This window comes from Desulfovibrio sp. 3_1_syn3 (assembly GCF_000145315.2).
GTDB lineage: Bacteria > Desulfobacterota > Desulfovibrionia > Desulfovibrionales > Desulfovibrionaceae > Desulfovibrio > Desulfovibrio fairfieldensis.
In genome coordinates, this window is record NZ_ADDR02000003.1 from 1 (window position 1) to 26,373 (window position 26,373).

At 60.4% G+C, this 26,373-nt stretch carries 24 protein-coding genes; 19 read left to right on the plus strand and 5 right to left on the minus strand.

Annotated elements, in window-relative coordinates; genetic code table 11:
* Nucleotides 1-155 precede the first annotated feature (155 nt).
* The gene (tnpA, locus tag HMPREF0326_RS14410) at nucleotides 156-611 is read left to right on the plus strand and encodes an IS200/IS605 family transposase (RefSeq protein ID WP_008686514.1); all 456 of its coding nucleotides are present in this window, start codon (nucleotides 156-158) and stop codon (nucleotides 609-611) included.
* 276 nt (nucleotides 612-887) lie between these two features.
* Here the strand turns inward: tnpA (HMPREF0326_RS14410) and HMPREF0326_RS17105 are convergent.
* Nucleotides 888-1,645, minus strand: a protein-coding gene (locus HMPREF0326_RS17105) for an IS5 family transposase (protein ID WP_147568307.1) whose coding sequence is annotated in 2 segments (ribosomal slippage) — nucleotides 888-1,321 and nucleotides 1,321-1,645 — 759 coding nt in all. Because the reading frame shifts where the segments join, the coding sequence is not laid out codon by codon here.
* A 458-nt stretch (nucleotides 1,646-2,103) separates the two neighbouring features.
* On the opposite strand from HMPREF0326_RS17105, the gene HMPREF0326_RS14425 reads away from it, so the two are divergent.
* The 8 genes from HMPREF0326_RS14425 to HMPREF0326_RS14465 all read left to right on the plus strand — a co-directional run bounded on the left by HMPREF0326_RS14425 (nucleotide 2,104) and on the right by HMPREF0326_RS14465 (nucleotide 9,586).
* Nucleotides 2,104-3,963: a sigma-54-dependent Fis family transcriptional regulator gene (locus HMPREF0326_RS14425; protein WP_020990701.1), complete on the plus strand. Its 1,860-nt coding sequence runs from the start codon at nucleotides 2,104-2,106 to the stop codon at nucleotides 3,961-3,963.
* Between the two features lie 247 nt (nucleotides 3,964-4,210).
* Entirely contained in the window at nucleotides 4,211-5,002 is a 792-nt protein-coding gene (locus HMPREF0326_RS14430; RefSeq protein ID WP_008686065.1) for a hypothetical protein, read from the plus strand.
* Nucleotides 5,003-5,166: 164 nt separating this feature from the next.
* Entirely contained in the window at nucleotides 5,167-5,994 is an 828-nt protein-coding gene (locus HMPREF0326_RS14440) for an ABC transporter ATP-binding protein (RefSeq protein ID WP_008686064.1), read from the plus strand.
* 27 nt (nucleotides 5,995-6,021) lie between these two features.
* Nucleotides 6,022-6,831: an ABC transporter ATP-binding protein gene (locus tag HMPREF0326_RS14445; RefSeq protein ID WP_008686063.1), complete on the plus strand. Its 810-nt coding sequence runs from the start codon at nucleotides 6,022-6,024 to the stop codon at nucleotides 6,829-6,831.
* A gap of 99 nt (nucleotides 6,832-6,930) precedes the next feature.
* Nucleotides 6,931-7,713 carry an ABC transporter permease gene (locus HMPREF0326_RS14450; protein ID WP_008686062.1) on the plus strand — a complete coding sequence of 261 codons (783 nt, stop codon included), beginning with the start codon at nucleotides 6,931-6,933 and terminating at the stop codon, nucleotides 7,711-7,713.
* 84 nt (nucleotides 7,714-7,797) lie between these two features.
* Nucleotides 7,798-8,817: an ABC transporter substrate-binding protein gene (locus HMPREF0326_RS14455; RefSeq protein ID WP_008686061.1), complete on the plus strand. Its 1,020-nt coding sequence runs from the start codon at nucleotides 7,798-7,800 to the stop codon at nucleotides 8,815-8,817.
* An 85-nt stretch (nucleotides 8,818-8,902) separates the two neighbouring features.
* Nucleotides 8,903-9,160 (plus strand): CBU_0592 family membrane protein, encoded by a 258-nt coding sequence (locus HMPREF0326_RS14460; protein WP_008686060.1) that lies wholly within the window; start codon nucleotides 8,903-8,905, stop codon nucleotides 9,158-9,160.
* Nucleotides 9,161-9,322: 162 nt separating this feature from the next.
* Nucleotides 9,323-9,586 (plus strand): RNA recognition motif domain-containing protein, encoded by a 264-nt coding sequence (locus tag HMPREF0326_RS14465; RefSeq protein WP_008686059.1) that lies wholly within the window; start codon nucleotides 9,323-9,325, stop codon nucleotides 9,584-9,586.
* A gap of 76 nt (nucleotides 9,587-9,662) precedes the next feature.
* Here HMPREF0326_RS14465 and HMPREF0326_RS14470 read toward each other — a convergent pair whose 3' ends face one another.
* Nucleotides 9,663-10,145 (minus strand): hypothetical protein, encoded by a 483-nt coding sequence (locus tag HMPREF0326_RS14470; protein WP_009303837.1) that lies wholly within the window; start codon nucleotides 10,143-10,145, stop codon nucleotides 9,663-9,665.
* A 172-nt stretch (nucleotides 10,146-10,317) separates the two neighbouring features.
* On the opposite strand from HMPREF0326_RS14470, the gene hlyD reads away from it, so the two are divergent.
* The 9 genes from hlyD (at nucleotide 10,318) to HMPREF0326_RS14515 (ending at nucleotide 23,194) form a co-directional block, all read left to right on the plus strand.
* The gene (gene hlyD, locus HMPREF0326_RS14475; RefSeq protein WP_008686058.1) at nucleotides 10,318-11,313 is read left to right on the plus strand and encodes a secretion protein HlyD; all 996 of its coding nucleotides are present in this window, start codon (nucleotides 10,318-10,320) and stop codon (nucleotides 11,311-11,313) included.
* Nucleotides 11,310-13,124: an ATP-binding cassette domain-containing protein gene (locus HMPREF0326_RS14480; RefSeq protein WP_020990702.1), complete on the plus strand. Its 1,815-nt coding sequence runs from the start codon at nucleotides 11,310-11,312 to the stop codon at nucleotides 13,122-13,124. Before hlyD ends, HMPREF0326_RS14480 begins: the two co-directional genes overlap by 4 nt.
* A gap of 365 nt (nucleotides 13,125-13,489) precedes the next feature.
* Nucleotides 13,490-14,401 (plus strand): helix-turn-helix transcriptional regulator, encoded by a 912-nt coding sequence (locus HMPREF0326_RS14485; protein ID WP_008686055.1) that lies wholly within the window; start codon nucleotides 13,490-13,492, stop codon nucleotides 14,399-14,401.
* A gap of 64 nt (nucleotides 14,402-14,465) precedes the next feature.
* Entirely contained in the window at nucleotides 14,466-15,089 is a 624-nt protein-coding gene (locus HMPREF0326_RS14490) for a nitroreductase family protein (RefSeq protein ID WP_008686054.1), read from the plus strand.
* 238 nt (nucleotides 15,090-15,327) lie between these two features.
* Entirely contained in the window at nucleotides 15,328-15,783 is a 456-nt protein-coding gene (gene tnpA / locus HMPREF0326_RS14495) for an IS200/IS605 family transposase (protein ID WP_008686514.1), read from the plus strand.
* Between the two features lie 538 nt (nucleotides 15,784-16,321).
* The gene (locus tag HMPREF0326_RS14500; RefSeq protein ID WP_008686052.1) at nucleotides 16,322-16,657 is read left to right on the plus strand and encodes an ArsR/SmtB family transcription factor; all 336 of its coding nucleotides are present in this window, start codon (nucleotides 16,322-16,324) and stop codon (nucleotides 16,655-16,657) included.
* Nucleotides 16,658-16,684: 27 nt separating this feature from the next.
* Nucleotides 16,685-20,725: an MFS transporter gene (locus HMPREF0326_RS14505; RefSeq protein ID WP_020990703.1), complete on the plus strand. Its 4,041-nt coding sequence runs from the start codon at nucleotides 16,685-16,687 to the stop codon at nucleotides 20,723-20,725.
* A 190-nt stretch (nucleotides 20,726-20,915) separates the two neighbouring features.
* On the plus strand, nucleotides 20,916-22,043 hold the full coding sequence (locus tag HMPREF0326_RS14510) for an ABC transporter permease (protein ID WP_008686048.1): 1,128 nt from the start codon (nucleotides 20,916-20,918) through the stop codon (nucleotides 22,041-22,043).
* Between the two features lie 2 nt (nucleotides 22,044-22,045).
* Nucleotides 22,046-23,194 carry an ABC transporter permease gene (locus HMPREF0326_RS14515; RefSeq protein WP_020990705.1) on the plus strand — a complete coding sequence of 383 codons (1,149 nt, stop codon included), beginning with the start codon at nucleotides 22,046-22,048 and terminating at the stop codon, nucleotides 23,192-23,194.
* 121 nt (nucleotides 23,195-23,315) lie between these two features.
* Here HMPREF0326_RS14515 and HMPREF0326_RS14520 read toward each other — a convergent pair whose 3' ends face one another.
* The gene (locus tag HMPREF0326_RS14520; RefSeq protein WP_008686046.1) at nucleotides 23,316-24,017 is read right to left on the minus strand and encodes a potassium channel family protein; all 702 of its coding nucleotides are present in this window, start codon (nucleotides 24,015-24,017) and stop codon (nucleotides 23,316-23,318) included.
* Nucleotides 24,018-24,186: 169 nt separating this feature from the next.
* Here HMPREF0326_RS14520 and HMPREF0326_RS14525 point away from each other — a divergent pair, with 169 nt between their 5' ends.
* Nucleotides 24,187-24,654, plus strand: a complete 468-nt coding sequence (locus HMPREF0326_RS14525; protein ID WP_008686044.1) for a hypothetical protein — start codon at nucleotides 24,187-24,189, stop codon at nucleotides 24,652-24,654.
* A 127-nt stretch (nucleotides 24,655-24,781) separates the two neighbouring features.
* Here the strand turns inward: HMPREF0326_RS14525 and HMPREF0326_RS14530 are convergent, their stop codons facing one another.
* The gene (locus HMPREF0326_RS14530; protein WP_008686042.1) at nucleotides 24,782-25,405 is read right to left on the minus strand and encodes a flavodoxin family protein; all 624 of its coding nucleotides are present in this window, start codon (nucleotides 25,403-25,405) and stop codon (nucleotides 24,782-24,784) included.
* Between the two features lie 118 nt (nucleotides 25,406-25,523).
* A complete protein-coding gene (locus HMPREF0326_RS14535; protein WP_009303827.1) occupies nucleotides 25,524-26,369 on the minus strand; it encodes a hypothetical protein in 846 nt (281 codons plus the stop codon).
* Nucleotides 26,370-26,373 lie beyond the last annotated feature (4 nt).

Genomic DNA, 26,373 nt, shown 5'->3' on the forward strand with positions numbered 1-26,373 from the left:
CGTAAGGGGCTTTAGCCAGTTGAGCGAGCGTTTGCGAGCGAAACAGAAATCCACCCGCTATGCGGGTGGAAATAATTTGTTATACAAAAAACACCTTTCCCATACGATAGAGTTGTTCAAGCCCATCGTAATTTTTAAGGGAAAGGTGTTTTTATATGGGAACTCGAGTTCAAAGTTTAGCCCACACAAAATGGTTGTGCAAGTATCACATTGTCTTTTCTCCAAAATACAGGCGGAAAATAATATTTGCCAACATTCGAGAAAGTATCGGAGAAATTCTTAAGGACTTATGCAAATATAAAGGTGTTGAAATTATCGAGGGCCATCTCATGCCGGATCATGTGCACATGCTGGTGAGTATTCCTCCAAAAATCAGTGTATCAAGTTTCATGGGGTACCTGAAAGGAAAAAGCTCATTGATGATTTTCGATAAGCATGCAAACCTGAAGTACAAATTTGGCAATAGGAAATTCTGGGCGGAAGGATATTTCGTCAGTACGGTAGGACTCAATGAGGTAACGGTCAAAAAATACATTCAGCAGCAAGAGAAGCATGATATTCTGCAAGATCGAGTAAGTACCCGAGAATACCAAAACCCCTTCCAGGGGTAAGCCAAAGCGGCAAGGGCACTGGGCTTGAACAAAGTGAAAGCCAGCGCCTTTAGACGCTGGCCGGTAACAAGCCCTTATAGGGCTGGAGCAAACCACCCGCTATGCGGGTGGTTTTGATTGTCGCGCGGACTAGGGCCTGTTCACACTGTGCTGAATTTTTCCAATGATTGAAAGGGGTTGAAGGAAAATTCAGCATTGCTCAAAAATGAGAATAACCATTTGTAAAAATTATGTTTATTCTTTGTTTGTGTTAACAGGCCCTAGGGCCTGTTAACACTATTTCAGAGCTATAACAATTAACGCAAAGACGACAAAGGCCAGGAACATGACATCGAGCTTATCGAAGCGAGTAAAAACACGGCGGAAGCCTTTGAGCCTCCTGAAAAGCCGTTCTACCTCATTACGTCTTTTGTATAGCTCTTTGTCATACTCCCACGGTTTCAGTCGGTTGGGATTGGGCGGCACCACCGGAGTGAAGCCCAACTCACGTCCCAAGCGAGTCGTTTCATTACCCTCATATGCGCCATCCATAAGCAAGCTGCACGGCGCTGGCATCGGCCCCAACTGGACAAGCAGCCTGCGCCCCTCGGGGGCATCGCCGGCGTTGCCGGGAGTGAGGCTGAAATTCAACGCGCATTCAGCATTCGCGGCAACCATATGAAGCTTGGTCGTCCAGCCGCCTCTGGACTTTCCGATGGACTGCGGACCTGTTTTTTTAAGGCCCCTGTTCCATCGGGATGAACCTTACCAATAGTACTGTCGAGAGAAACTGCTTCTATTTTAAGGCGGAGTATCTGCTCTTGTTGAAGGCGTTCAAATATACGGTCAAGAACTCCGTTCTTGCTCCAGCGGTTCATGCGCGTGTAGATGCTGTGCCAACAGCCAAAATTTTTCGGCAGTCCACGCCATTTACACCCATGCTCCGCAACGTACAGAATCGCATTCAATACCTGGAGATTGTCAAAATGGACATTACCTCTTTGGCGCGGGAAGCAGTCAGCGATTCTCTCATATTGTTCGCGAGTAATTTGCATAAGACATTCTTACGGAATACTCGCTCTTTGTCAAATAGTGTTAACAGGACCTAGAGCAGATTAACTTTGAAATTTTACAAATTTCAAAGTTAACATTCGGGCGAAAAACGTGGTTATCGTTGCTGTCGATCCCCGTATGGCTCTGTTGTCACCAACGGGGACAGCCCTTCGGGCTGCCCGTCGGGTCGGTCTTCGCGGCGTGCCGCACCGTGTGCGGCGTTAGAGCGGTTTGCGCTTGAAATTATCGCTTAACGGCGAAGTAAATTCGCCTTGCGATAATTTCGCGGTACGGCTTTTCACGGAAAATCCGCACAGCGCGTTGAGATATTTTCAATATCAAAACGCTCTGTGCGTGGCGCTGGATTTGACCTCTGTATCTCTTTAATTGTATTATTTACATAATTATTATTCTATATATAAAGATGGTTTCACGCAGCGCGCTGCGAACGGGGTGAGCCATGCACAGTAAAGAAATGTTGGAAAAGCGTATTTCCTATGAAAAAATGCTTGCCGAGATTTCTGAAATGGCCGTGCGCGTCAATGATATGGACGCCTTTCTGCAACAGGCCTTACAGCGCATGGGTGTAACGCTGCATGTCAGCCGCGTGTTCATGTTCGGCTATCAGCATGAAGACCGCACCTTCGCCTGCCGCTGCGGCTGGGACGACCCGGAACTGGGCGTCAGGCGCGGTTCCGGGGGCATTGTGCTGCACATTCCCGCCGCCGCCGGGGAGCTGACCTCCGGCACGGTGCTCAATTATCCCGATACGGCGACCATGCCCTTCAAAAACTACAGGGACCATCTGCTCGCCTCAGGGGTGAAATCCACCCTGAACGTGCCGCTTTTCGTCTACGGAAGCATGTACGGCTTCATCGGCTTTGACGAACACAGATTCCACCGCCAGTGGCACGATTCCGACCTCTACATTCTGACCACGGCGGCCCAGATCCTGTCGCGGGCCATTGAAAACAAGATTTACGAACGTGAGCTCGTCGAAAATAAAAATCTGCTGGAATCCATTTTCGGCAGCGTGCAGGACGCCATCATCACGGTGGACGCCTCCCTGCGCATCATCACCGCCAACCGCGCGGCCGCCGGCATCTGCCACAAGAATATCGCGGCGGGCAAGCGCTTTGATCTCTGCGCCAGGGACTGCACCAGGGCCTGTCTCGCCTTGCTCAAGGAAACCCTGGAGACACAGCGCAGCCTGCGCGACTCGCAGATCTGCTGTTTCCGGGGCGGAGGCAGGGAACAGATGGCGGCGGTCAACTGTTCCCCCCTGCTCAACGGCGAAGGCGGCTTTCTGGGCGGGGTTCTGGTCATCCGCGACATCACCCGCCTGGCTCGTCTGGAAAACGTCCTGCGCGAACGACGCAACTACCAGGGCATCATCGGCCAAAGCGAGAAAATGCAGAAGGTCTATGATTTGCTGCACACGCTGGCGGACATGAACACCACGGTGTTGATCACCGGCGAATCGGGCACCGGCAAGGAGAAAATCGCCCACGCCCTGCATTACGGCGGGCGGCGGGCCGGGCGGCCCTTTATCCGGGTCAACTGCTCGGCCCTGGCCGAAAGCCTGCTGGAAAGCGAATTGTTCGGCCATGCCAAAGGGGCTTTTACCGGCGCGGACCGGGAGAGCGTGGGGCGTTTTGAGGCTGCCCACGGCGGCACCATTCTGCTGGACGAAATCGGCGACATTTCGCCGCTGATCCAGCTCAAGCTGCTGCGGGTGTTGGAAGAAAAGGAGATCGAACGCGTGGGCGAAACCACGCCCCGCAAGGTGGATGTGCGCGTTCTGGCCGCCACCCACCGCGATCTCAAAAAAGCCATTGCCGAGGGAACCTTCCGCGAGGATCTCTATTACCGGCTCAACGTCATGAACATCCGCATTCCGCCGTTGCGCGAGCGGGTGGAGGACATTCCCCTGCTGGCGGAGCATTTCCGCCTCAAATTCAACGGCCAGTATGCCAAGTCCATTACCGGGGTGTCCACGGAGGTCATGGAGATCTTCATGGGCCATCCCTGGCCGGGCAATGTGCGCGAACTGGAACACGTCATTGAGCGGGCCTTTGTGCTCTGCGGCGGGGAAATGATCCGGCCCGAGCATATCGCCCTGGAAGCCGCCGCGCGCCCGGTCCAGCGGGAGGAAGCGGTCGCGGCGGTGCCCGCCGATGAAAAACAGCGCCTCCTGGCCGCGCTGGAAAAAGCCGCCTGGAATATCAGCAAGAGCGCCCGACTGCTGGGTGTCAGTCGCTGGACCCTCTACCGCCGCCTGCTCCGCCATGGTCTGGAGCGGCCGGGCGAAGAACTGTAGCATTCGCACACTTTTGTTGCACCAGTAGTGTGCGACTTGCTACAGCCGCACAAACATTGATGCCGCGCTTTTTATCTTTATTTTATAATCAGCTAAAATAACTGAATAATTTTTCAGTTTCAGGCCATGCTCCTGGCATGCTCCTTGCTCTTCCCCGTGCAGAGCCCGGCTGGCGGCATCGGTCCGGATTTTTATTCGCCCGCCTGATTCCGGAGCTCGTATTTACAGGAAACTTCAGGAGGCTGGCATGAACAGAATCATCGTCAATTGGATGTACCCGCGCTCGCTCACCACGGTCTTTATGCGGGCCATCACCAACCGGGGGGATTTCCACACTATTTTTGAACCCACTCTGCCTTTGTACTGGCGCAACAGAAACGAGCCCGGCGTGCAGTCGCATCAGGACTATGAGGGCTGGCCCGTGGTCTATGAGGAAATCATCCGGAAGATCTACGGCATCGCGGAACAGACGCCCACCTTCATCAAGGAATGCCCCTACCACGCCATCGACAACTACCTGGCCGACGAAAATTATCTGCGCCGCTGCACCCACATGTTCCAGATCCGCAACCCCAAGTATGTGGTTCTGTCTTTCTGGAAGGTCATCGGCTCGCAACGCTCCATGCGTATTGAGGACATAGGGCCTCTAGCCTCGGACAGGGTCTTCAACCGGCTCAGTGAGCTGGGCCTGCATGCCCTGGATAACGGCAAAACCCCGCTGGTCATTGACGGCGACGACTTCCAGAACGATCCGGCGGGCATCATGGCCGCCTGGTGCGAGGCCGTGGGCCTGGAATTCAAGCCCGAAACCCTGCGCTGGGCCCCGGAATGGCGTCCCGAATACGACCACTGCAAGGATTTTTACTACGATGTGAGCGGCAGCACCGGCATCCAGAAGAACATGGAGGCCTTCCTCTACGATGACAAGGTGGTGGACGCCATCTTCGAGGATCTGCCCATGCTCAAAATGCTCTACGAGCATTGCCTGCCGTACTACGAAAAGCTGTATCAGTATCGCCTGAAGCCCAAAAAGGTCTAGAACCTGTCGGCGCTCCCTCCGCCGGTTCCGCCGCGTAGCGGCGCGGACGCCGGAGGGAGCGCCTGGGCGGCGCCGCCCGCGCGGCGGTTTCCGCACGATCCTCTTCCCGCCATATTCCGTCCGGGCCCAGACCCGGCCGTGCCTGAACCATCAGGGGGAATGCCGTGGACACCAAGGAAGGACATCTGGAGATCATCAATGCGAGCAAGATCTACGATCCCGAGGGGGTCAATGTGCTCGCGGTGGACAATTGCAGTTTTGAGATCCGGGCCGGGGAATTTGTAGCCATTGTGGGGCCTTCGGGTTGCGGCAAAACCACGCTGCTGAACATGACCGCCGGTTTCGAGGACATCTCCAGGGGCGAGATCCGCATGGACGGCCAGGTCATTGCCGGTCCGGGTCGGACGCCCCGGCCCGGCCCGGACCGGGTGGTGGTCTTTCAGGCCGGGGCCCTGTTCGACTGGATGACAGTGCGGCAGAACATCATGTTCGGCCCGCTGTCCACCGGCGCCATGAGTGAGGCCCAGGCCAAAGCGCGGGCCATGGAGCTGATCCGCATGGCCGGGCTGAAAGGCTATGAGGACGCCTACCCCATCCGCATTTCGTCGGGCATGAAGCGGCGCGTGGAAATTCTGCGGGCCCTGATCAATGAACCCAAGACCCTGCTGTTGGACGAGCCCTACCGGGCCATGGACGCCATCACCAAATCAGTGATGCACCAGTTTTTGCTGGATATGTTCGACAGGGTGCACAAGACCGTGCTTTTCATCACTCATGACCTGGATGAGGCCATCTATCTCTCGGACAAGGTGGGCATCATGACCACCCGGCCGGGCCGTTTCAAAAAATGGATTCATGTGGATCTGCCCCGGCCGCGTACTTTCGGCACCAAGAAGATGCCGGAATTTCTCGATTACAAACGCCAGACTATCGAAGCGGTGCGGGAGGAAGCCCGGAAATCCTTTGAGCGCGGCGAGCGCGAGGGCGCGTAACCTGCGGGAGCAAGCGGAGGAAAAGCCATGTCGGATGCGGCTCAGGCGGCGGCGACGCCGGCCATCATGCGGGTTGACCATGTCAGCGTCAGCTTCGGCGATACGAAAATTCTGGACGATCTGTCCTTCAGCATGGAAGAGGGAAACTTCACCTGCATCTGCGGCCCGTCGGGCTGCGGCAAAACCACCATCATGTCCGTACTGGCCGGTTATCTCGCGCCGCAGAGCGGCTCCTGCCTCTTCGACGGGCAGCCGGTCAGCGGGCCCAGCCCGGACCGCCTGGTCGTCTTTCAGGAAAATACGCTCTTCCAGTGGATGACCCTCTGGGACAATACCCTGTTCGGCCCGCGTATTCAGGGCAAAAACCTGAAAGAAGCCGGGGAAAAGGCCAGGGAGCTTATTCACCTTACCGGTCTGGACGGCTTTGAGGGCAAGTTCCCCGGCCAGCTTTCCGGCGGTATGCAGCGCCGGGCCGAGCTGATCCGGGCCCTGATCAACGAGCCCAGGATTTTGCTCATGGACGAGCCGTTCCGGGGTCTGGACGCCATGACCAGGGGCATGATGCAGGAATATTTTCTGCGGGTTTTTGAAAGCACGCGCATCAGCATGCTGCTGATCACCTCGGAGCTGGATGAGGCCGTGTTCATGGGCGACGTGCTCTATCTCTTGTCCACCATGCCCACGGCCATCAAGAAAGAAATGCGCGTGGATCTGCCCCGGCCACGCCTGGTGGAGCACCAGACCTGCCCGGAATTCGCGGAGATTCAGGGCGAGGCCTTTGAGGTGTTGGAGTCCGAGGCGCTGAAATCCTTCGAGCATGTTCCCGGCGGGCGCTGAGCCCCGGGGAAGGGCGGTTGCAATCTGTCCGCTCCGGGCTTGGCGCGCCGCCTGCCCGGACGGCAAAATCTGACAAGCTGCGGCGTTGCGGAGGTAGTTATGAGCGGCACGCGTTTCAAGTTCAGGGTGGAAAACTGGATCACCCTGGCGACCCTGCTGATTATTTTTCTGGCCTGGTATGAAGTGACCCGCCGGGGCGTTGTGCCCAAAATTTTCATCCCCTCGCCCTATGATGTCTGGCAGGGCTTTGAGGAAACCATTTTCCAAGGCTACCATGGCCGGGGGCTTTTCTACCACTGCATGGTCAGCCTGGGCCGGGTGCTGCTGGGCTGGCTGGCCGCCTGCGTGGTCGCCATCCCCCTGGGACTGGCCATGGGCCTGAGTTCCAAGGTGCGGGCCGTATTTGACTACCTCATTGAGTTCTACCGTCCTCTGCCGCCTTTGGCCTATTACACCCTGCTGGTGCTCTGGTTCGGCATCGGTGAATTTTCCAAGATTCTGCTGCTCTTCCTGGCGGCCATCCCGCCCCTGACCATCGGCGCGGTGGAAGGCGTCAAGGAGGTCAGCCCTTCGGTGATCCAGGCCGCGCGTTCCCTGGGCGCGGACAGCCGGCAAGTCTTCTGCAGGATCATTCTGCCCGCCACCACCCCGGCCATCATCACCTCCATGCGCATCAGCCTGGGCTTTACCTACACCGTGCTGGTGGCCGCCGAAATCGTGGCCGCCACGGAGGGCATAGGCTGGATGGTCTGGGACGCCAGCAAGTTCATGCGGTCGGACATCATTTTTGTGGGCATCATCACCATGGGCGTCACCGGCATCGGCCTGGACGCCTGCCTGCGCTTTGCGGCGAAGCATCTTCTGCGCTGGAAGCGGCAGTAGCGCCTGTTTCCCTGCCGAAAAACAAAATCCGTCTGCAAAGGTCACGCGGACATTCATGCACATAAACCAATCGGGAGTACTGCCATGAAGAAATTCATTTGCCTGGCGTTCCTGGCGCTGTTCGTTGTGTCGGCCGCTCAGCCGCTTCAAGCGGCGGACAAGCCGGAAAAGGTGCGCATCGGCTATCTCTCCTTGGTCAACGGGCAGCTTCTTTCCAAGTACCTGCAACTGCATGAGAAAGAAATGGGCGTACCCGTGGAGTGGTTCCGCTTCAATTCCGGGCGGGACGTCAACACGGCCATGGCCTCCAAAAGCATCGACTTCGGCAATGTGGGCCTGCCCCCGGCCACGATCGGCCTGGCCGGAGGCATGAACTACTGGGGCATCATGAACGCCAATGTGCTGGGCGCGGTGGAATCCCTGGTGGTGCGCAAGGACATCAACAGTCTCAAGGACCTGGAGGGCAAGACCGTGGTGGCCCCCTTCGGCTCCACCACCCACTATCTGCTGATCAAAGCCCTGCGCGAGGCCGGGGTGGACATGGGCAAGGTCAAGATCATGGACATGGCCCCCGGCGAAGCCCTGGCCCCCTTTATCCGGGGCGACATTGACGCCGCCTATATCTGGGAGCCCGGCCTCGGCCTGGTGGTGCAAAACGGCGGCAAGATTCTGCTGACCAGCGAGCAGATGGCCGAAAAGGGGCATCTGACCTGGGATGTGATCAGCGTACAGCCGGAGTTTGCCCGGAAGTATCCCGAACTGGTCACGATGTTCATCAAAAGCGAACTGGCGGCCATGGAGTACTGGCGGGAGCATCCGGAAGAGGCGGCAAAAATCATTGCCAAGGAACTGGGCGGCATTTCCGTGGAGGACGCCGAGCGCATGATGGCCGGAACCCGGCTCATCGGCCTGGACGAGCAGCTGAGTCCCGCTTTCCTGGGCACCAGCGCCCACAAGGGCCGGTCGGCCGGGGATATCATAAATGTGGCCGCCTTCCTGCTGGAACAAGGCCGTATCAAGAATGAGGTGCCGCGACAGAAGGCCGAGGACTTCCTGCATCCGGAATTCCTTGAGGCCCTGCGCGACGGACGGAATATAAAGTAAACCCTCCTCTGGACGCCGGAACGCGGCGGGCGGTTGTCGTCCCCGCGTTCCGGCGGAACAGGAGAGAGCGGAGCGCGAGGTTGTCATGCATTATGCCTTTCATGATTTTATCGGCAATATCGGCCTTGTCCTGTTGCTGGGAACCTATCTGCTGCTGCAAATGGGCAAAATCGACAGTACACGGCCGCTCTATTCTCTGCTCAATGCGCTGGCCGCGCTGCTGATCGGCGTTTCCCTGCTTTTCGCCTTCAATATGTCCGCTTTTCTGGTGGAGGCCTTCTGGTTCGTGATCAGCCTGTACGGCATCATCAACTGCCTGCGCCGTCGGTCGGCCCGACCATGAAAAAAAGAGCTTATCACAGAAAAAACTTGACCCGCTTTCCATCCGCATGTATATTCCCGCCGTTGATTGATTGGGCGTACGTATTTCTTTTTTGCCAGAGACTTTGCATGGGTAAGGCTTCAAGCGGAAAGTGTACATCCCCGTAACGTTTGGAGTTTTACCATGGCTACTTCTATCTATGTCGGCAATCTGTCTTTTTCCAGCACCCAGGCCGGCCTTGAGAATCTTTTCTCCCAGTACGGCACGCCGCTGTCCGTGAATCTGATCATGGACCGCGTCACCGGTCGCCCGCGCGGCTTCGGTTTTGTGGAAATGGAAGAGGACGACGCCCGCAATGCCATCGCCGGTCTCAACGGCGTGGAATTTGAAGGCCGCACCCTGCGCGTCAACGAAGCTGAAAAGCGTCCCGCGCCCCGCCGCTGGTAAGCCTGTTCCCAAAGTAATCTCAAAGGCCGTGGATTTTTTCCACGGCCTTTTCTTTGTTTTTGAGGGAGAATGCCGTTCAGCGCGGCAGCAGGGCGGGATATTTTTTGCTGCGCAGGCCCGCCAGCAGGGCCTCTGCCGGGGCCGCCCCGCCGGAGCGCAGCACGGCGAGATAGAGCCCGGCCTTGCGGTCCGCGCTGACGACGCAGGCCGTGTCCACGCCCTGGGCGTCCTTGCCCGCGAACAGCCAGCGCCCCTTCAGGCGGCGCGCGGGTTCAGGCACGCCCGTGGCCGCGCGCAGCAGGCCGGCCACGTCGGCGGCGTCCGGCGGCCCGGCGGTTTTGCCCACCAGAATGCTCACCTGCGAACCGGCCTCGGCGTTGCGCAGGCTCAGCACCCAGGTTCCGCCCAGTCGGCGGGGCTCTTCAGCCTGCCAGTCCGGCGGGATGTCCAGTTCAAACCAGCCGAAGTCTTGTGCTGAAGCCGGTCCGGCGGCCGACAGAAGCAGCAGCATGCCCAACAGGCGGAAGACGGGGCGAATTTCGCGGAAAAGAGGAATCATGGAGGGCAGCACAGCATGCCCGGCTTGCGCTGTCAAGGACGGAAGCCGGGCGCGCGGCTGGACGCTCCCTGTTTCCGGCGTTATATTTCGGAAAAGCGGGCCGACGCCCCGCCATACCGCCATCCGGGCACGGAAGGCGGCAGCGTTAATTATATTATCCGGGATAAAAGGCATGCATATTCCCCGTAAAATACAAGTCATTGCCGTTCTGGCCATTCTGACCGGGGCCGGGTTCCTGGCCTGGCACCTGTTCGGAGCGCGGCAGAGCGGCGATCTGACCCTGTACGGCAATGTGGATATCCGGCAGGTGGATCTGGGCTTTCGCGTGGGCGGGCGTATCGCCGCGGTGCTGGTGGATGAAGGCGATGCGGTGAGCGAGGGCCAGCCCCTGGCCCGGCTGGACGATGATCTGCTGCGCCAGCAGCGGGACCAGGCCGCCGCCAAACTGGCCGGGCAGAAGGCCGATCTGGCCCGCCTGGAACGCGGCTACCGCGTGGAGGAAATCGCTCAGGCCCGCGCCTCGGTGGTGGCAGCCACCGCCGTGGCGGAAAATGCGAGCATCAATCTGAAGCGCGTCGCGGCCATGCGCGCCTCCAATGCCATTTCCCAGAAGGAACTGGACAACGCCCGCGCGGCGGAGCGGGAGGCGGCGGCCAAGCTGCGTTCGGCCCAGGACCAGCTGGATATGCTTACCTCCGGCTACCGCGAGGAGGACGTGCTGGCCCAGCGCGCCGCCGTGGCCGCCGCGGACGCCGAACTGAACCACGCGGAAATCCAGGTGCGCGACGCGGTGCTCGCCGCGCCGCAGAAGGGCATTATTCTGACCCGCGCCCGCGAGGCCGGGGCCATTGTCCAGGCGGGACAGACCGTCTACACCCTCACCCTGACCAATCCGGTCTGGCTGCGGGCCTATGTGGACGAACCCAATCTGGGCAGGGTCAAGCCGGGCATGTCCGTGCGCGTGGCCGTGGACGCCGCGCCGGGCAAGACGTTCCCCGGCACGGTGGGCTTTATTTCGCCCACGGCCGAGTTCACCCCCAAGACCGTGGAAACCCGCGAAGTGCGCACGGCTCTGGTCTACCGTCTGCGTGTCCAGGTTGAGGATCCGGAAAACGTCATGCGCCAGGGCATGCCCGTGACCATTACCCTGGAGCCGGTGACGCCATGAGGCCCGCCGTCGGGCCCGCCACGCCGGAAAAGCCGGGGCCGGACGAACCCGGCATCGCGGTGCGCCTGGAAGATCTGGGCATGAGTTTCGGCAAGGGCGCAACGTCGGTGGAAGCGCTTAAAGGCATCGACGCGCGTATTCCCGCCGGGCGGATCACCGGACTGGTGGGGCCGGACGCGGCGGGCAAGACCACCCTGATCCGCATTCTGGCCGGCCTGATGCAGCCCACCGGCGGCCGGGCTCTGGTGTTCGGCCGCCCGGCCATGGAGCTGGCCCGGCGCGAGCCCAACAGCATCGGCTACATGCCCCAGCGCTTCGGCCTGTATGAAGATCTCACGGTCATGGCGAATCTGCGCCTGCACGCCAGCCTGCGCGGGCTCACGGGCCAGGCCCGGGACGAACTTTTTGCCAGGCTGCTGGGATTTACCTCTTTGGGACCGTTCACCGAACGGCTGGCCGGGCGGCTTTCCGGCGGCATGAAGCAGAAGCTGGGCATTGCCTGCGCCCTGCTGGGCTCGCCGCGCCTGCTTTTGCTGGACGAGCCGGGCGTGGGCGTGGACCCGCAGTCGCGCCGTGAACTCTGGAGCATGGTGCAGGAACTGAGCCACGGCGGCATGACCGTGATCTGGTCCACCGCCTATCTGGACGAGGCCGCGCGCTGTCCCGGCGTGATCATGCTGGACGCGGGCAAGGTGCTTTTTGCCGGGCCACCGGAGGATCTGACCCGACGGGCCGAGGGCAGGGTGTTTCTGCTGCGCGGCGCCGCAGACAAGCGGGGCCGGGAGCGCGGCGGGGGGCACCGCGAGGCCCTGGCCCGCTGGAGCATGCGCCCCGGCGTGGAGGATGCCCTGATCCAGGGCAGCCGTCTGCGTCTGGTGCTGGCCGCCGACGCGCCCGCCGCCCTGCGCGAGGAGGTGCTGGCCCAGGGCGGGGAACCCACGCCCCCGGATCTGGAAGACGCCTATATGAGCGCCGTGGGCGGCATCAACCAGAAGCCCTCGCCTTACGGCCGTATTGCCGTGAATCACGGCCACGGCCCCCGCGAATCCGGGGACGCGGCGCGGCCGCGCATCGCCGCCCGCAAGCTGACCAAGAAATTCGGGGACTTCACGGCAGCGCATGAAATCAGCTTTGAGGTGCGGGCCGGTGAGATCTTCGGCCTGCTGGGGCCCAACGGCGCGGGCAAGTCCACCACTTTCCGCATGCTCTGCGGCCTGTCCCGGCCCACTTCGGGCGACTGCGCGGTGGACGGCGTGGATCTGCTCAGCGCGGGCAGCGCCGCGCGTTCGCGCCTGGGCTATATGGCCCAGAAATTCTCGCTCTATCCCGACATCGCGGTGAAGGACAACATCAGCATTTTCGCGGATCTCTACGGCCTGGACAAAAAACGCCGGGACGAGCTGCTGCCCGTGCTGGCCGAGGCCCTGGAGCTCAAGGATTTTCTGCGCAGCCGCACCGGGGCCCTGCCGCTGGGCCTGAAGCAACGCCTGGCGCTGCTCTGCGCCACCCTGCACGAACCGCCGGTGCTTTTTTTGGACGAACCCACCTCCGGAGTAGACGCCCGCACCCGGCGCGACTTCTGGAAACACATCCTGGCCATGACCTCGGCCGGGGCCGCCGTGCTGGTGACCACCCACTTCATGGAAGAAGCCGAATACTGCGACCGTATCGCCCTGATCTACCGGGGAGCCATGATCAGCGTGGGCACGCCGGACGAACTCAAGGCCTCGGCCACGGGCCTCACCGACCCCACGCTGGAGGAAGCGTTTATCGCCAGCATTGAGCGCTACGACAGGGAGCATCCCCTGTAGCGCCGCAGGCGGATCCGGGTACAGAAAAGACGTGATGTGCATCCACGGCTTTCGCACTATGGCCTTCACGCTTCTCAATAAGCTTGGCTACAACCGTGACTGGATTGAGCGGTAATCCCATCCCGTTCCTGATGGGCACGTTGTCGGTTATGCTTTTGAAACGGCGGGAGACATCACATTACCGTCGTTCGGCCTACCCCGAAGCAGATTCAAAGATTCACCCTCGAGGCTGCTGAAATTAAACGGGAGCTTTCCCCGCAAAAGACATCATCTTTGGGCCCACGGTGAATTGAAGTCTGACTGCACGAGAGACTGGAATAAATACACAGTCCCAATACAGGGACATATTGCAAGAGTAGCATCTTATGCAAGTTGAACGCCTTTTAAAAATAATTTTTTTATTAATGAATGGCTCTTATACAACTGCTAAAGAATTGGCGGAATATTGTTCCGTATCCGTAAGAACTATCCAAAGGGATTTGGATGCCCTAAGTTTGGCGGGTATTCCGATATGTTCCAGCCGGGGATATGGCGGTGGGGTGGGATTGCTCAAGGAATTCACACTCGACAAGGCTTTTATGACTGAACAGGAGCAGACGGATATCTTGCATGGGCTGCAAGCTCTACAGGGAACGGGATACGCTGACGCTAACGACTCTTTCAACAAATTCGCCGCCCTTTTCAGAAAAAAAATGGAAGACAGCTGGTTGCGCGTGGATTTTTCCTCCTGGTGCGTTTCGGGCTTTGGCAAAGAAAAATTCGACCGGCTGAAAGGCGCAATTCTTGGTAAAAAGGTTATCACGTTCACATATTTCAGTTCTGAAAATCGTATTTCAGAAAGATGTGCGGAACCTTTATGCCTGTTATTCCGGGAACGGGCTTGGTATGTCTGTGTTTTTGACCGAAAAAAGAACCGTGAAATGATACTGCGGGCTTCACGCATCCGCAATTTGCGTGTAACGGATGAAATATTTGAGCGCGTCATGCAGGCTGACCCTATGGCAACCCCGGACTATTCAACCAGCTATGAATTGCAGCGGGTAGTCCTTCGCGTGAAAGCTGAACACGCCTTCAGAGTTTTCGACGAATTTCCGGATCAGAACATTTACCCTCAGCCAGACGGTACGTTCCTGATAGAGGAGCCAATGCCCATAAATGAATGGCTTACAGGCTATCTTCTTTCATTTGCTGACGGTCTGGAAGTCATTGAGCCGTTAACCCTGCGGAATGCCCTGAAAGAAAAAATTTGTCTGATGAAAAAGAAATATGACAAATAGTTGTCCGATTCCTGGCGGTATGGTTTGCGCATCAAATTTCCACACCCCAAAGATGGAGGCAACGATGGACGTTTACGAAGCGATTGCGACTCGGAGAACCATTCGGGATTTTGAGGATAAACCGGTTGAAATGAGCATCATTGAACGAGTGCTTGACGCCGGTCTGAAAGCGCCGACCAACAATCACCTCCGCCAATGGGAATTTGTCATCATCAATGACAGAGAGGAAAGGGCAAAGGTTTTACGGGTAAAGAACATGGCCGGCCGGGATGAGTGCGATAAGATGCTTGATGGATTCGGCTTGACTGACGAGGTTCAACGCAACATGTTCCACGAAGCCATGCCAAGGCAGTTCTCCATGCTCTATAATGCCGGATGCCTGATACTTCCTTTTTTCAAAGTACGAGAGCCGTTGCTCCACCCAAGCTCACTAAGCTCTCTCAATGATTTTGCCTCAATTTGGTGCTGCATTGAAAATATATTGCTTGCATCAGCATCTGAGGGAATATTTGGTGTGACTCGTATTCCTATGGCCGAAGAATCTGAGCATATTAAGACAGTTATTGGACATCCGGATAACTATGTCATGCCGTGTTATATCGCTTTGGGATATCCTGCAAAGAATGCCTCTAAGCCGAAGCAAAAAAATATCCAGATAAGAGAGAAAATGCATACTGATAAATGGTAATATTACCATATTATTAGTGTTATGGCGTAGCATATTGCCGCTTCCAGTAAAAGGCCGTTCCTCATGGAGCGGCCTTTTTTTTTAATAAGGGGCTTTAGCCAGTTGAGCGAGCGTTTGCGAGCGAAACAGAAATCCACCCGCTATGCGGGTGGAAATAATTTGTTATACAAAAAACACCTTTCCCATACGATAGAGTTGTTCAAGCCCATCGTAATTTTTAAGGGAAAGGTGTTTTTATATGGGAACTCGAGTTCAAAGTTTAGCCCACACAAAATGGTTGTGCAAGTATCACATTGTCTTTTCTCCAAAATACAGGCGGAAAATAATATTTGCCAACATTCGAGAAAGTATCGGAGAAATTCTTAAGGACTTATGCAAATATAAAGGTGTTGAAATTATCGAGGGCCATCTCATGCCGGATCATGTGCACATGCTGGTGAGTATTCCTCCAAAAATCAGTGTATCAAGTTTCATGGGGTACCTGAAAGGAAAAAGCTCATTGATGATTTTCGATAAGCATGCAAACCTGAAGTACAAATTTGGCAATAGGAAATTCTGGGCGGAAGGATATTTCGTCAGTACGGTAGGACTCAATGAGGTAACGGTCAAAAAATACATTCAGCAGCAAGAGAAGCATGATATTCTGCAAGATCGAGTAAGTACCCGAGAATACCAAAACCCCTTCCAGGGGTAAGCCAAAGCGGCAAGGGCACTGGGCTTGAACAAAGTGAAAGCCAGCGCCTTTAGACGCTGGCCGGTAACAAGCCCTTATAGGGCTGGAGCAAACCACCCGCTATGCGGGTGGTTTTGATTTTCCGGGATACTTCCTCGTAAAAATAGACCAGAAGCGTCCGGGAAAATTTTTTGAATCTTTCAAAATTATGGGTAGTTCACGGGCATCAAGAGCAAGCTAAAAATTTTATAGCTTATTCAATATATTATGAAATATATAAAATCCGGATGTGGCAAATTGGAAATTGAAATACGCTGGATACGTTTTTTTGATGCGCCGGGAGCAAGGGCAAGCGCAAGGTGCGCACCCGGTGCTGAAACAGAAGCGTCGCCAGTGAACATTTCTCCCTCACGGCGGCGCATCTCCCGACCGCGTAAGGAACCGGGCATCCAGGTGGTCTTCGTTGTAAAACTATAAAACTAATTTTTTAGTTGACAATTAAAAACTAGTTTTATAGTTTTTTCTTGACAACAGCCGGACGGCTTCCCTATGACAGGGCATGAACACGCAATACCTGCAAACCCTGCCGGATGACTGGGAAGCCGTGGCCCGGGTATTTTCGGCCCTTGGCGACGCCACGCGGCAGAAAATCCTGCTCCTGTTCGAACCGGGGGAGAGCATCAGCCTCAAAAGTCTGACCGAACTCCTGCCCCTGAGCCGGACGGCCGTGACCCACCATGTGACCACCCTGGTGCGGGCCGGACTGCTGCAACCCTCGAAACGAGGGCGGGAAGTCTACTATAGTCTTGATCTTGAACTGGCTATTGAGGCCCTGGACAAGGTCAGAACCTATGCGGCGGAGATGCTGGCGGCTTCCGGGGAGCAAATGCCCTGAGCCCGCCTCTCCGCGGAGGGAAAGCGGATGGCAGGCGTTTTGTTGAAGCAGGCGGCGGCTCTGGGGGCCAGCTACACGCTGGGCACGTTCAACGACAACTTTTTCAAGCAGGCGGCCCTGCTGCTGGCGGTCAGCCTGGGCTACAGCGGCTTTCAGGCCTGGGGCACGTTTCTGTTCGCCCTGCCGTTCGTGCTGTTTTCCGCCTGGGCCGGCTGGCTGGCCGACCGCTTCCCCAAGAAGTATCTGGTGACGGCGGCCAAGTGCCTGGAACTGGCCGCCATGCTGGCCGGGGCCTGGGGCATTCTGTCCCTGAACTGGACAGCCATGCTGCTTATGCTGTTCTGCATGGGGGCTAGCTCCACCCTGTTCAGCCCGGCGCTCAACGGCTCCATCCCCGAAATATTTCCGCCTCACAGCGTGCCGCGCGTCAATGCGTTGTTCAAGCTCTTCACCACGGCGTCCATTTTGCTGGGCGTGATGCTGGCCGGAGCGGCCCTGGACAGGCAGTGGGTGGATACCCTGATTCCTTTCGGGCGCTGGCTGGTGGCCGTGGGCGTGGTGCTGGTGGCCGTGCTGGGCCTTGCCGGGGCGGCCCTGGTTCCGTACCGTCCGGCCGTGCCCTGCCGTGAGCGCCCGCCTTTCCCCTGGCTGGGGACCTGGGATTCCCTGAACGATTTTCTGCGGCTGCGACGGGACCGGGCTCTGGCCCTGGTTATCGCGGCCGATGCCTTTTTCTACTTTATTTCCACTCTGGTGCTGTTGGAAATCAACGCCCTGGGCGTGCGTGAGCTGGGCTTCAGCAAAACCGTCACCAGCCTGTTGCCCACGGCTCTGATGCTGGGCATCTGCGCCGGTTCGCTGCTGGCCGCGCGCGGCACGCCCCGGAGCTGGCGGCGCTGGCTCGTGCCTTCCTGCTGCGGCATCGGCTGCGCCCTGCTGGCGGCGGGCTTCGCGCCGCAGCTGCCCCAGGGCGCGCGCTTCTGGAGCCTGCTGCTGATGTACGGCGCGGCGGGCATGTGCGGCGGCCTGTATCTGATCCCCGTGTCCAGCTTCATTCAGGTGCGCCCGGCTCCCGAGGAAAAGGGCCGCGTGCTCGGCACGGACAACTGCCTGGTGTTTTCCGGCATTCTCCTGGCCAGCGCCGCGTACTGGGGCCTGGAATTCTTTGCGCCCTCCACGGGGCACATGATCCTGGGCGGCATGGCTCTGGCGGCGGCCGTCTGCCTGGCCTGGGGGCTGCGTTCCCTGCCCGCTCCCGATGGCAGCGAGCCTTCCGGCGAACCGGAAACGGCGGAGCGAGGCGGCATGCCGCCCGCGTCCGGCTCGGAAAAGCGCAATAGCGGAGGGCGGGCCTTGGACATTCTGGCCGCACTGCTGCGCGGGCTGTTGTCCCTGCGCTACCGTGTGCGCGTGGACGGTCTGGAAGCCGTGAGCGCCGCCAACGACGACCGGCCCATTCTGTTCATGCCCAACCATCCGGCTCTTATGGACCCCGTGCTGGTTTACAGCCATTTGATCGCCTTCCGCCCCCGGCCCCTGGCCGACGAGTGGCAGATCAGCCGCCCCCTGGTGCGCCGCATCGCGCCCCTGGCCCGGCCCGTGCCCCTGCCCGATCTGCGCGCCCAGGGCCGTGCGGCGCGCGGGGCCGTGCTGGAGGCCCTCACGCGTTGCGCTGAGGCGCTCAAGGCCGGTGATAACCTGCTGTTTTACCCGGCGGGCGGCCTCAGCCGCGACGGACGGGAACATCTCGGCGCCAACAGCGGGGCGCACTGGCTGTTGCAACAGGTTTCCCACTGCCGTGTGGTGCTGGTGCGCAGCCGGGGCCTCTGGGGCTCCTCGTTCAGCCATGCCGCAGGGAAGCATCCCGACATGCTGCGCGGTCTCGCGCGCGGCGCGCGGCGTCTGCTCTGCAATCTGCTTTTCTTCATGCCCCGGCGCGAGGTGCGCATCAGCCTGCATGAACTGCGGGACCTGCCCGCCGCCGAAGCCGGAGCTCCAGCCCTGAACCGGATCCTGGAGGCCTGGTACGACGCGGAACCGGAAGAAGCCAGGGCCGTGCCCTATTATTTCTGGCAGGGCGGCGCGCCCCGGCCTCTGCCGCGCGTGGAAACGGAAGCCGGTTCCGTCCGGAATCCGGCGGACGCGCTTCACAGCGTGGACAGGGCCGTGCGTGAACAGGTCTATGCCATCCTGGCGGACAGCGCCGCCGTGGAGGCGGACCCGGCCTTCCTGACGCCTGAAACGCGGCTGGCGGCGGATCTGGGCATCGACAGCCTGGCCCTGACCGAGCTGTGCCTGAAGCTGGAGGACGTGGCCGGGCACAGCGTGAGCCGCCTGGACCTGCTGCTCACTGCCGGGGATTGCGCGCTGGCCGCCGCCGGACTGCTGGAGGACGGCGAGGACGCGGCCCCCGCGCCCGAAGGCTGGGCCGCGGACGCTTCCCATACTCCGGCCCGGCGTCTGGACGTGCCCGACGCCCCGCATCTGCCCTTGGCGATTCTGCGCCAGGCCCGGCGCAGCCCCACGAGCCTGATCCTGGCCGACGCTGGCGGCGCTGTGAGCTGGCGCGAGTTCTGGACGCGCGCCCTGGCTCTGGCCTTGCTGCTGCGCCGCCGTTGCGCCGGGCAGGAGCGCGTGGGCGTGATGCTGCCCGCTTCCGGCGCGGCGGCCATGAGCTGGCTGGCCGTGCTGCTGGCCGGAAAGACGCCGGTGATGTTCAACTGGACCACCGGCCCGGCCAATTTCAGCCATTGCGCGCGGCTGGCGGAGGTCCGGACCATCCTCACGGCCCGGCAACTGCTGGAGCGTCTGGACGGGCAGGGCTTTGACGCCCATGCGGCGGCGCGGGCGGGCGCGACGTGGCTCTGCCTGGAGGACGCGGCCGCCGCCATGCCCTGGGGGCTCAAGCTCGCGGCCTTGGTGCGCGGCCGTCTGGCCCTGCTGGGCTGGGAGCGGGCGGCCATGCCGGGCCGCATGGCCGAAACGGCGGCCGTGCTGTTCACCTCCGGTTCCGAGACCGCGCCCAAGGGCGTGCCCCTGAGCCATGCCAATATTCTGGCCAATTGCCGGGACATCGCCGCAGTGCTTTCCGTGACCGGACAGGATCGTATGCTGGGCATGCTGCCGCCTTTCCATTCCCTGGGGCTCACCGGCAATATCGCCTTGCCGCTGTGCTTCGGCCTGCCCGTGGTCTTTCACCCCAATCCCACGGAGGCGGCCCGCCTCAACCGTATCTGCCGCCGCTGGCGGCCCACGCTCACCGTGGCTCCGCCCACTTTTCTGGACGGCATGCTGCAACAGGCCGCGCCCGGCGATCTGGCCTCGCTGCGTCTGGGTTTTGTGGGTGCGGAAGCCTGCCCGCAACGGATTTATGACGCCTTTGCGGCGCAGAGCGGCGGGGTTTTGTGCGAAGGCTACGGCGTCACCGAATGCGCCCCGGCCGTCAGCGTCAACCGCCCTGAAGATCCCGTGCCCGGCAGCATCGGCCTGCCCCTGCCTTCGGTGGAAGTGGCCCTGGTCAGCACCCAAGGCCCCCTGCGCCGGGTGGCCGGGGGCGAGGCGGGCATGCTGCTGGTGCGCGGCCCCAATGTCTTTGCGGGGTACCTGGCCGGACCGGGGCAGACGCCGCCTGATCCCTTTGTGGCGTTTGAGGGCCTGCGCTGGTACCGCACCGGCGATCTCGTCCGGGCCGACGCCCAAGGGCGTCTGACCTTTGCCGGGCGCCTGGGCCGTTTTGTGAAGCTCGGTGGGGAAATGATTTCCCTGCCGCAGATGGAAAATGCCCTGCTGGACTATCAGGCCCGGCGCGACGCCGCAATGCCGCATCTGGCCGGTGAGAGCGGTCCGGCTCTGGCCGTGGAAAGCGTGGAGCGCGACGGCCTGCCGGAAATCGTGCTGTGCAGCGCCGTGCCCTTCACCCGTGAGGAGGCCAATGCGGCCCTGCGCGAGGCCGGGCTGTCCGCCCTGTATGTCGTGCGGCGCGTGTTGCGGCTCGAGGCCGTCCCGGTGCTGGGCACGGGCAAGACCGACTATCGTGCGCTCAAGGCGCTGGCGGCGGACGGGGAGTGACGAATGCTTCTGTCCCGGATTCGGTTATGGGGCGGTCCCGGCTTATTGCGGTCGGGACCGCACAGCCTCTTGAAGACGGCGGCGATTCGGTCTACCACAAGAAAGGGCAGGCATTCCGCCCGTGGCGGAGTGCAATATGGGGGCGCGGACGGGAGGCGTGAACAGGTCGGTGGAGAGGCGCGGTAAAAGCATGAAGCGGAATCTCTGGCTGCGCCAGCTTATGGCCCTGATGAGCAAGGAATTTCAGCAGATCGCGCGCGATCCCTCATCCTACCTGGTGGCCGGGGTGCTGCCGCTGATCTTTCTGCTGCTGTTCGGTTTCGGCATCACGCTGGACGCGGGCATTCTGCGTCTGGCAGTGCTGGACCAGAGCGGCGGCAGCCGTTCCCTGACGCTGGCGGCGGATTTCGCCCACTCGCCCTGGTTTGAAACCCGTCCCGTGGGCAACATGGAGCAGGGCGCGCGCCTGATGCGCGATTCGGACGTGCTGGGCATTCTGGTCATCCGCCAGGATTTCGACCAGGAGCTGGCGCGCGGCGGCGCGGGCAGCCTGCAGCTTCTGGTGGACGGCTCCGAGCCGAACACGGCCCAGTTCATCCAGAGCTACAGCCAGGGCCTGATCTCCAACTGGCAACGCACCTCCCTGCCCGGCGGCACGGCCCTGGAGCCGCCCGTCAATCTGGAAACGCGTTTCTGGTACAATCCCACGGCCAAGAGCGTGCAGTTCCTGGTGCCGGGAGCCATTACCGTCATCATGACCCTCATCGGCACCCTGCTGACCTCTCTGGTCTTTGCCCGCGAATGGGAGCGGGGCACCATGGAGGCCATGTTCGCCACGCCCGTGAGCCGCATGCAGTTGCTGCTGGGCAAGCTGATCCCCTATTTCTGCATGGGCATGTTCAGCATGGCGCTCTGCGCCGTGGCCGCGGTGACGTTGTTCGCCGTGCCTTTCCGGGGTTCGCTCTGGGCCTTGTTGCTTCTGTCCTCGGTGTTCATGCTCAGCGCTCTGGGCCAGGGCCTGTTCATTTCCGTGAGCCTGCGCGGCCAACTGGTGGCGGCCGAGGCCGGGCTGTTTTCCGGCTTTCTCCCGGCCCTGTTGCTTTCGGGCTTTGTTTTCGACATCAACAGCATGCCGCCCATTCTCCAGGCTATCACCAAACTGCTGCCCGCCAGCTATTTCAACACCAGCCTGCGGACCATCTTTCTGACCGGCGACGTCTGGAGCATCTTCGGGCCGAGCCTGCTGTTCATGGGCCTGCTGGCCGCCGTGCTGCTGGGCCTGGTGTATAAAAATCTCGTCAAACGTCTGGATGTCTGAATATGGCTTTTTTCGAGCTTCCCCAGCTGAACTGGCGGCGCGTGGTCACCATCGTGCGCAAGGAACTGCTGGTCCTGCTCTGCAACCGCGTTTCGCGCGTCCTGATCATCGTGCCGCCTCTGATGCAGATCGTGATTTTCGGCTGGGCCGCCACCATGGAGGTGCGCAATGTGGACGTGGCCGTGCTGGATCACGACAACGGGCGTTGGAGCCGCGAGATCGTCCACCGCCTGGAGGGCTCGCCCACCTTCCGCAGCGTGCGTTTTCTCCCGGCGGAGGAGAGCATCCGGCCCGTACTGGAAGGGCAGCAGGCGCTCTTCATCCTGGTGTTTGACCAGGAATTTTCCCGCCGGGTGGACAGGGGCGAATCCGCCCAGGCACAGGTGATTCTGGACGGGCGGCGCTCCAACGCGGCCCAGATCGCGGCCTATTACCTCAACCGGATCATCGAGGGCATGGCTGCGGACACGCCGCTGGGCCGGGCCTCGGCCACGGCGGCGGCCAGCGCGCCCCGCCTGGACGTGCGGATGCGCTGCTGGTTCAACCCCAACCTGGAATTTCAGTGGTTTTTCCTGCCCAATCTCATCGGCATGCTCAGCCTTATGCTGGGCCTGGTGGTCACGGGCCTGTCCGTGGCGCGCGAGCGGGAGGTGGGCACCTTTGACCAGCTTCTGGTTTCTCCGGCCACGCCCACGGAAATCGCCCTGGCCAAGCTGGTGCCGGGCTGCATTGTGGGCCTGGTCCACGGCACCATCTTTCTGCTGATCACGGTCTTCGGCTTCGGCGTGCCCTTCACGGGCTCCGTGGCCCTGCTCTACCTCGCCATGCTGATCTTCGCCGTGGCTTCGGGCGGGGTCGGGCTGATGGTCTCCTCCCTGTCCTCCACCCAGCAGCAGGCCTTTCTGGGGGCCTTCACCGTGGGCGTGCCCTGCATTCTGATTTCCGGCGCGGTGACGCCCATCATCAACATGCCGGTTTTTTTGCAGCACGCCAGCCAGCTCAACCCCCTGCGGCACTTTACGGCCATCAGCCAGGGCGTCTTTCTGAAGGACATCACCTTTGCGGCGGCGGCCTTGAGCCTGGGCAAGATCACCCTGATCAGCATGGCCACCGTGGGCGTGGCCGTGTGGATGTTCAAGCGCCGGACGTAAGCGGGCCGCAAAAGCGCGCAGGGTCGGCCACGCCCGGCCGGTAGAGCATCACCAGCTGGGAGGCCGCGTCCGGCGAGGTGCTCATGCTGTTCTCCCGCAGCTTGGGGCGGCAGGGCGCGGATCAGGAATTTCCCGTTTCTCCGTCTCCGTTACCGTTTTTCTTTTTGGAGCGCGTGGCCTCGCCCACGATGGTGGCGATGACCACCAGGGAATAGATGTAGGCCGTGAAAGCCACCAGCACCGTGGCGTTTTTGGCGATCCAGGTGTGCGGGGTAATGTCGCCGTAGCCCACGGTCAGAATTGTGACGTAGCTGAAGTAGAACAGGTCGTTCATGGCCTGCACGCCCTGGCCCAGGCCGTTGAAGGAGCCGGGTTCGTGGAATTCAATGGTCAGGAAGATGTAGAAGCCGCAATAGCCGATGAGCAGCAGGCCGCAGACAGCGGCGTAGACGATCTTGGTAGTGATGAGATGGGCGCGGTAGATCTGCCGGAAGACTTCCAGCATGACGCTGCCGAAAAAGCAGATATAGAGCAGCAACAGCTCGTTCTGGATATTTTTGATGAAAAAAAGATCCAGAGCCCGGCAGATCACCAGCAGCACGGCGAAAAGCAGCACCAGGCGCAGGAGATTGCGTTTGGATTCAAACAGCACTGTGGCGGCCAGGAGCTGGAAGGGCAGGTACACGGCCTGGGCCATGCCGCCGTAAATGTTGTCTGGGAAGAAGATATTCAGTACAAACACGCAGAGCAGTGAGGCCATGAGCAACTCGAAACGGTAGGAGTAGAGCTTGGCCCGAAAGGTCGGAAGAGTAGTTTTGTTCATAATTATGCCTCGTGAATCTGGCTGTGCATGGTACAAGGCTTGCCGGAAGGGGGCAAGTTTTTCGCGGGCCGCGCGGCAGGTGGCGGCGCGGAGGCCGCGAAGCGGTTTTTGTCATAACGCTGATGCGCGTATTGCCGCGTGTGGTTACGAATACGAACAGGGAGTTGTCATGAAAATAGTCGCGCGTGTCGTCCTTTTGCTGGCCCTGCTGCTGCCCGCTTTTGCCGGGCGGATTTCCGCGGCGCCGCTGACCACCAAGTATTACAGCCTGGATCTGCCGCCGGACTGGGTAGTGGTCAACGGCCCCACGAAACAGAATGACGCGGTGCAGGTGTTGCTGGGCCAGAAGGACCATAAAACCTCGGCGGCCGTCATTGTGGGGCCCGCCAAGCCGGGCGACGCCGAAAAAGCGGCTGAAGCCGGTTCCCAGCGCCTGAAAGGCAGCAAGCCCGTGGCCCGCGACGGCCAGTTGCAGTTCAGCTTTGAACAGAAGGGCATCAAGGGCTACAGCGTGGTGCGTGAAGACCCGATTTCCAAACTGCTGCTGGTGCTCATCGTCAGCGGCGACGTGCGGCAGGCGGATTTCATCTATAAAATGCGCGGGCCGTATAAGGCGTTGATGCCTCATCAACCTTAGAGCGGTTTAACTTTTGAGTTAATCTACTCCAGGGACTGTCGCTGAAAAGCGGAGAGCAGTTCTGAGCGCGTCAACGCGCCCCATCCGGCCGGATGAGGCGCGTTGACGTTTCTTGAGAAAAAGGCGCTCAGCGAATGAAGTTGGTGGCTTCCCAGGGTTCCGGCGTGGGATGGTCGATCCCGGCGGCCTTGCCCGCGGCAATGCATTTGACCAGCCAGGCCATGTTGTCGCCCAAAGTGCGCATGATCTGGAGGCCTTCCTTGTCCTGGAGAGCCTGCTCCGCCGTATTGCCGTGGATGGAGTTCCAGTATTGGGAAGAGACCACGGGCATGCGGGCGATGGTGAAGTATTTGTTCAACCGGTCGAAAGAGGCGCTGGCCCCGCCCCGGCGGCAGCTGACCACGGCAGCCGCGGGCTTAAAGGCGTACGGCGCGGATTTCATGTAGAACACCCGGTCCAGAAAGGCGCACAGGGTGGCGTTGGGTCCGGCGTAATAGACCGGCGAGCCCACCACCAGGGCGTCGGACTCGCGCAACAGGTCAATACCCTCATTGACGGGATCGTCCGTAAAAATACAGCGCCCGGTCTCCGCGCATTTGCCGCAGGCGATGCAGCCGCGCACGGCTTTATGCCCGATGTGGAGCATTTGGGTGGAAAGGCCGTGTTTTTCCAGCTGCTTCGCCACCGTTGACAGGGCCGTATAGGTACAGCCCTTGGGGTGCGGACTGCCGTTGATCAAAAGAACCTTCATGAAAATCTCCTTGCAAGAGTGCTGGTATGGGCGTTTGCGCCTGTCCATGGGAAACGGTCCGCATATGGATTGTGAACCGGCGCTCAGTTTACGGAATGGCGGGCCAAGGAGCAAGGCGTCAGTATGTGTAGTCCCAGGCTTGGGTCCAGGGACCGCTGTGGGGGATGCCTTCAACCACGCGGCAGCTTTCGGGCTGCCGGGCGGCGCGGCAGAAGCCCGCGCTGAGTTCCGGCGGCATGGCCTTGTCGCCCCGGCTGCTCAGATGGCGTTGGGGCAGGCCGTGCAGGGCCGGGGCCACGGCAAAGGGCTCCAACGATTCCGAAAGCGGGCTCAGCCTGTGCAGGCCGGTCCAGGCCGAGAGATGCAGATTGCCCGCCACGCTGCCCAGAAAAATCACGTCCCGCCTCCGGGCCGCCAGCAGGGCCGCCGCGCCGCCTCCGCCGGAAAAGCCCACCAGCGCCACGTGTCGCGCTCCGCTGTGGGCCTTTGCCGCACTGACGGCGGCATCCAGGCTGCTGATGACCTCCTCGCTCAGGCGGGCGGAAGTCCAGTAGCGCGTGGCGCAGTGGCGCAGGACCTCGCCCCGCGCGTACTGGCAGGGCCGGGCCAGATAGAGCAGAGGCGCGGGCGAGGGGTCGGCCAGGGCCAGGCGCAGACCCACGGGATTATGCGGCGTGGGGTCGGCGGAAGGCCGGGTGCGGCTTTGCCAGGCATGGCCGTCGCCTTCGATGTAGACGCGCAGCACATCCCCGGTGCCGGGCCGGAACTGGCCGTAGAGGATAAAATACGGCGTGGGATAGAGCGTTTCGGCAAAGCCTCGGGACGCGCCCAACGCGCGGGCCGCCTGCCGGGGATCGCCTCCGGCGCAGGCCTGAAGCTGGAGCAGGGCGAGCAGAAACAGGCAGAGCGCCGCCCGAAGCGGAGCATGCGGATGCGGCAGGCGCGGCGGGCGGGCGGCGGGCATGGCT

Coding starts and splice junctions, on each gene's coding strand:
- tnpA (WP_008686514.1), top strand. CDS start 156: ATGGGAACTCGAGTTCAAAGTTTAGCCCACACAAAATGGTTGTGCAAG.
- HMPREF0326_RS14425 (WP_020990701.1), top strand. CDS start 2,104: ATGCACAGTAAAGAAATGTTGGAAAAGCGTATTTCCTATGAAAAAATG.
- HMPREF0326_RS14430 (WP_008686065.1), top strand. CDS start 4,211: ATGAACAGAATCATCGTCAATTGGATGTACCCGCGCTCGCTCACCACG.
- HMPREF0326_RS14445 (WP_008686063.1), top strand. CDS start 6,022: ATGTCGGATGCGGCTCAGGCGGCGGCGACGCCGGCCATCATGCGGGTT.
- HMPREF0326_RS14450 (WP_008686062.1), top strand. CDS start 6,931: ATGAGCGGCACGCGTTTCAAGTTCAGGGTGGAAAACTGGATCACCCTG.
- HMPREF0326_RS14455 (WP_008686061.1), top strand. CDS start 7,798: ATGAAGAAATTCATTTGCCTGGCGTTCCTGGCGCTGTTCGTTGTGTCG.
- HMPREF0326_RS14460 (WP_008686060.1), top strand. CDS start 8,903: ATGCATTATGCCTTTCATGATTTTATCGGCAATATCGGCCTTGTCCTG.
- HMPREF0326_RS14465 (WP_008686059.1), top strand. CDS start 9,323: ATGGCTACTTCTATCTATGTCGGCAATCTGTCTTTTTCCAGCACCCAG.
- HMPREF0326_RS14470 (WP_009303837.1), bottom strand. CDS start 10,145: ATGATTCCTCTTTTCCGCGAAATTCGCCCCGTCTTCCGCCTGTTGGGC.
- hlyD (WP_008686058.1), top strand. CDS start 10,318: ATGCATATTCCCCGTAAAATACAAGTCATTGCCGTTCTGGCCATTCTG.
- HMPREF0326_RS14480 (WP_020990702.1), top strand. CDS start 11,310: ATGAGGCCCGCCGTCGGGCCCGCCACGCCGGAAAAGCCGGGGCCGGAC.
- HMPREF0326_RS14485 (WP_008686055.1), top strand. CDS start 13,490: ATGCAAGTTGAACGCCTTTTAAAAATAATTTTTTTATTAATGAATGGC.
- HMPREF0326_RS14490 (WP_008686054.1), top strand. CDS start 14,466: ATGGACGTTTACGAAGCGATTGCGACTCGGAGAACCATTCGGGATTTT.
- tnpA (WP_008686514.1), top strand. CDS start 15,328: ATGGGAACTCGAGTTCAAAGTTTAGCCCACACAAAATGGTTGTGCAAG.
- HMPREF0326_RS14500 (WP_008686052.1), top strand. CDS start 16,322: ATGAACACGCAATACCTGCAAACCCTGCCGGATGACTGGGAAGCCGTG.
- HMPREF0326_RS14505 (WP_020990703.1), top strand. CDS start 16,685: ATGGCAGGCGTTTTGTTGAAGCAGGCGGCGGCTCTGGGGGCCAGCTAC.
- HMPREF0326_RS14510 (WP_008686048.1), top strand. CDS start 20,916: ATGAAGCGGAATCTCTGGCTGCGCCAGCTTATGGCCCTGATGAGCAAG.
- HMPREF0326_RS14515 (WP_020990705.1), top strand. CDS start 22,046: ATGGCTTTTTTCGAGCTTCCCCAGCTGAACTGGCGGCGCGTGGTCACC.
- HMPREF0326_RS14520 (WP_008686046.1), bottom strand. CDS start 24,017: ATGAACAAAACTACTCTTCCGACCTTTCGGGCCAAGCTCTACTCCTAC.
- HMPREF0326_RS14525 (WP_008686044.1), top strand. CDS start 24,187: ATGAAAATAGTCGCGCGTGTCGTCCTTTTGCTGGCCCTGCTGCTGCCC.
- HMPREF0326_RS14530 (WP_008686042.1), bottom strand. CDS start 25,405: ATGAAGGTTCTTTTGATCAACGGCAGTCCGCACCCCAAGGGCTGTACC.
- HMPREF0326_RS14535 (WP_009303827.1), bottom strand. CDS start 26,369: ATGCCCGCCGCCCGCCCGCCGCGCCTGCCGCATCCGCATGCTCCGCTT.